This window comes from Clostridium sp. (assembly GCF_034179595.1).
GTDB lineage: Bacteria > Bacillota > Clostridia > Clostridiales > Clostridiaceae > Clostridium.
Genome location: NZ_JAXFPT010000073.1, coordinates 1 through 4,324, shown reverse-complemented (window position 1 = coordinate 4,324; position 4,324 = coordinate 1). Strand labels below are relative to the sequence as shown.

At 27.5% G+C, this 4,324-nt stretch carries 3 protein-coding genes and 1 rRNA gene; all 4 read left to right on the top strand.

The window, feature by feature from the left end; translation table 11 throughout:
* The first annotated feature begins 413 nt into the window (after window positions 1–413).
* On the top strand, window positions 414–1,235 hold the full coding sequence (locus tag SPJ33_RS09115; RefSeq protein WP_321117650.1) for a nitroreductase family protein: 822 nt from the start codon (window positions 414–416) through the stop codon (window positions 1,233–1,235).
* Between the two features lie 113 nt (window positions 1,236–1,348).
* Window positions 1,349–2,479 (top strand): deaminase domain-containing protein, encoded by a 1,131-nt coding sequence (locus SPJ33_RS09110; protein ID WP_321117649.1) that lies wholly within the window; start codon window positions 1,349–1,351, stop codon window positions 2,477–2,479.
* A 323-nt stretch (window positions 2,480–2,802) separates the two neighbouring features.
* Window positions 2,803–3,336 carry a 2'-5' RNA ligase family protein gene (locus SPJ33_RS09105; RefSeq protein ID WP_321117648.1) on the top strand — a complete coding sequence of 178 codons (534 nt, stop codon included), beginning with the start codon at window positions 2,803–2,805 and terminating at the stop codon, window positions 3,334–3,336.
* A 580-nt stretch (window positions 3,337–3,916) separates the two neighbouring features.
* Window positions 3,917–4,324 (top strand): 16S ribosomal RNA (locus SPJ33_RS09100); the annotation flags it as partial.

The following is a 4,324-nucleotide window of genomic DNA, read 5'->3' as shown; positions in this document are numbered from 1 at the left end:
TGTACCACATAAATTAGTAGGTATGATGGCACAAAAATAATATAATTAATAAGATTGTATATTTTTTTGTTTTTAGTAAAAGCTATTATTAAAAGTTAAAATAAATGAAATCTTAGATTTACACTTATGATTGCTTACAAGTTTCTTTCAAATTGTATTCTTAAAAGTTTTATAACTGAAAGTCCCCTTTTTAAGAACTCTAGGTTTTAAATAATCTATTAAATAGTTTTTAAAAAGAGGATTTTACTATTTAATATTACTGAGTTTAATTTAAACTCTCTAAAAGAGAGTAAATAATTTTTATTTAAGTATATATCAAAAAAGTGTATACTTTAAAAAAAGAAAAGGGTGTACTATAATACTAATTGTATAGAGTTAGTAACTTAAGAAAAAATATAAGAGGAGTGTTTTACATGATAGTAGATAGAGAAAAATGTATAGGTTGTACTTTATGTAAACAAGATTGCCCAGTTCGTGTCATAGACATGGTTGATGGAAAAGCGCATATAAATAACGAAAGATGTATAAAATGTGGTCACTGTATAGCAATTTGTCCAGTTAAAGCTGTATCATCAAATGATGAAACAGAATATTCAATGGATGAAGTTATAGAATATAATAAAGAAAGCTTTGAAGTAAATTCAGACAACTTAATGAATTTCATGAAATTCAGAAGAAGTGTTAGATTATTCAAAGATCAAGATGTAGAAGAAGAAAAGATAGAAAAAATAATTGAAGCAGGTAGATACACTCAAACAGGAAGTAATGCTGAAGATGTATCTTACATTGTTGTTAAAGATAAAATTGAAGAAGTTAAAAAGTTAGCTTTAGAAACATTAGATGCTAAAGCTGATGAAATACTTTCAAGTGAAGAATCACCAAAATACTTAATTCCATATGCAAATATGTGGAAGAGTATGTACAAAGCTTACTTAGAAGATTCAAAAAATGATAGATTATTCTTTAATGCACCTTTATTAATTATTGTAAAGGCAGATAGAGCTTTAGATGCTGGATTAGCAGCAGCAAAAATGGAACTTATGACAGATGCATTAGGTCTTGGAACATTCTTCAATGGATTCCTAGAAAGAGCATCAGTATTCAACCCAGAAGTAAAGAAATTACTTCAAATGGGAGAAAATGAAGAAATAACTGCAGCTATGTTAATTGGTTATCCAAGAGTTCAATATAAGAGAACTGTACCAAGAAAACAACCAAAAGTAGAAAGATTATAATAAACATAAAAAATCCCCTAAGATTTTCTTAGGGGATTTTTTATTTTATCTCTATTTGAATAAGTATATAATGAAGAATACAAAAATATATTAATCAAAAGAATGAGGCAAATATGATAGATAAAAATATTCTACCAAGAAAGAGAAAAAGAGATAGATTAAAATTTACTAACTTAAATGATTTAAAAAAAGCACTAGAAAAAGAAGGATATAACATAAGCAATGATGATGAAGGTTTAAAAGATAAGCTTAGTATGATTTTTAATGAAAAAAAAGAGGTTATAGAAACTTTATATATATGTTTGAAGAAATCCGATATTACTTATAAAGCTGATAATATAGAACAATTAATTGATTATATAAAGAGCATAATGTTATTTGAAGATTTACATAATAGATTATGCAAAGAAATTATAAAGATGGAATCGTTAATTATAGATAGAGTTGAATATGAAAGAATAGTAACTACTCAAGATGATGTTGAAAATTTAATATGTATTATACAAAGATTAGCAAATGATATATCTAAGGTTATGGATATAGAAGATAGATTTAGATTAGATAAATTAGAAAATGAAATTAATGATAAACACGTTTATGCTAAAGATATAGAGTTACTAAGAAAGATGATTCTTTTTAACAATGAATTTGTAGAACAAACTTATGATAATGATAGCAAAACAAAAACAATAACAATAAAAATCCCAAGAGACATAAGTTGTGGATACATAAAAGCTAAGAAAGGTACTGTTGAGTACTATGAACATATAAAAAAGAACATACCAAGAATGTATAGACTAATAAAAAACATGTATAAATATATAAATATATATGAAAAAGAGACAGGAACGTTTAGGGTAAATCAAAGCAAGGCTCTACAAGATTCCATAAATATAGCAGTAGCAGTTTATAATGGAAAAGATTTTAAGGCAATTAGTGGTAGTGATGAAATAGAAGGTTTTTATGAATCGCCATTGCCAGAAAATGCTGCTTTTAAAAGTAGTAAGGTTAATAATAAAGGTAAATTAGGTATAGGATATAATAGAATCAATGATAGTGAAAAGAAAATACTTGAAGAGATACATAGACAAATAAAAGAGAAATTAATAAGTGATAAAGGTACTATTACTTTATATAGCAAATGGGAACCTTGTCCAAGTTGTTACCTTGTAATTGATCAGTTCTTAAAAAAACATCCTAATATAAATATTGAAGTTAGATATATTAAAAAATATGGTGAATAATCCTTAGTCTTTATCATAAATGAATTTTGAACTTAACTTAATGAAATATTGAAATAACATAATCTCATTAAAAGTATAGTATTCTTTTTATTGTTATATCATATGAAAGTTAAATACTACACAAACTTAAAAATGCAAATTAATAAATTTATAATATATATGTATAATAAGTTTTAGATTTTTAATTTATATATAATATGAAAACATTTTATTACAAAAATAAGTGTTTAAAATTTATTTGATTAAATATGATAGAATATATAATAAAAACTCTATAGATATTTAAAGAATTAAGAGGGTTATTTTACACAGGAGGAATATTAATGTATGCAGTAGATTTATTTTTAGATAGTAGAGCGTCTAGATATGTAAATTCAATATGGCAGGCCTTGAGTGATAGCGGAATAGATTCAAGCTTAAAAGATACAGATGGATTATCACCACATATAACGTTAGCTATCTATGAGGATGTAGATGAGGCCAAATTTATAGAGAGAATGAAAGAATTTAAATCAAGATTTAAAGTGATAGATACTAAATTTGATTCAATAGGAGTGTTTCCTACATCAGGAGCATGTTTTATGGCTCCCACGATTACACAAGAGTTGATAAATTACCATAAGGAGTATTATGAATTTTTTAAAGAATTTGAAGATAGTGCTAGGGAATATTATTTGCCTGGAAATTGGAATCCTCATTGTAGTATAGCTATGGGATTAAGTAAGGAAAAAATGAAGAAAGTAGTAGACTTTACTATAGATATATTTAAACCTTTTGAGGCAAGCCTGGATGGAATAGCTCTATATAAAGTAGAAATAGAAGACGGTAAATTTACAGATAGTATAAGATTATTTTAATATGCTTTTATATAGATATGTTCATAATTTAAGGATTATTTAACCGTATATAAAAATTAATCAAGTATATAATAAGAATTAATTAAGTATATAGTTATAATATGCTTAATTGTATTATATAAAATAAAATTTGTTTTTTATAAAAATAAAAAGCTTTTTATTGAAGCAAAAAAATATAAAATCATATATTTTTCTCAATAATTAGAAAATATATTAGAAAACTTAGCCTAGTATGTCGGTATAAGAAAAATAGAGAAAAATCAAGAAAAATAGACTATATTAATTTTAAATATAAACCTATATATTATAAATTAGAAAAAATATGTCGAAATATAATATATAATATGCGTATCAGGTGAGAGAAATCAAGCTTTAAGATGTTAATAATAACTAGATTAAATTTACTGAAATAAATTTAAAAAAATTGTTGACAAGATTTCTTCCACATGGTAACATAAACAAGTCGCTTGAAGGCGACGAGATAAAAATGGTCTTTGAAAATTGAACAGAATATAGAATACATTTAAACAACCAGCAATTCTTTTTACAAGTAAGTTTTATGAGTTGAATGATTAAACTTTTTATTGAGAGTTTGATCCTGGCTCAGGACGAACGCTGGCGGCGTGCCTAACACATGCAAGTCGAGCGATGAAGTTTCCTTCGGGAAACGGATTAGCGGCGGACGGGTGAGTAACACGTGGGTAACCTGCCTCATAGAGGGGAATAGCCTCCCGAAAGGGAGATTAATACCGCATAACATTGCAGTTTCGCATGAAACAGCAATTAAAGGAGCAATCCGCTATGAGATGGACCCGCGGCGCATTAGCTAGTTGGTAAGGTAATGGCTTACCAAGGCGACGATGCGTAGCCGACCTGAGAGGGTGATCGGCCACATTGGGACTGAGACACGGCCCAGACTCCTACGGGAGGCAGCAGTGGGGAATATTGCACAATGGGGGAAACCCTGATGCAGCAACGCCGCGTGAGT

Coding starts and splice junctions, on each gene's coding strand:
- SPJ33_RS09115 (WP_321117650.1), top strand. CDS start 414: ATGATAGTAGATAGAGAAAAATGTATAGGTTGTACTTTATGTAAACAA.
- SPJ33_RS09110 (WP_321117649.1), top strand. CDS start 1,349: ATGATAGATAAAAATATTCTACCAAGAAAGAGAAAAAGAGATAGATTA.
- SPJ33_RS09105 (WP_321117648.1), top strand. CDS start 2,803: ATGTATGCAGTAGATTTATTTTTAGATAGTAGAGCGTCTAGATATGTA.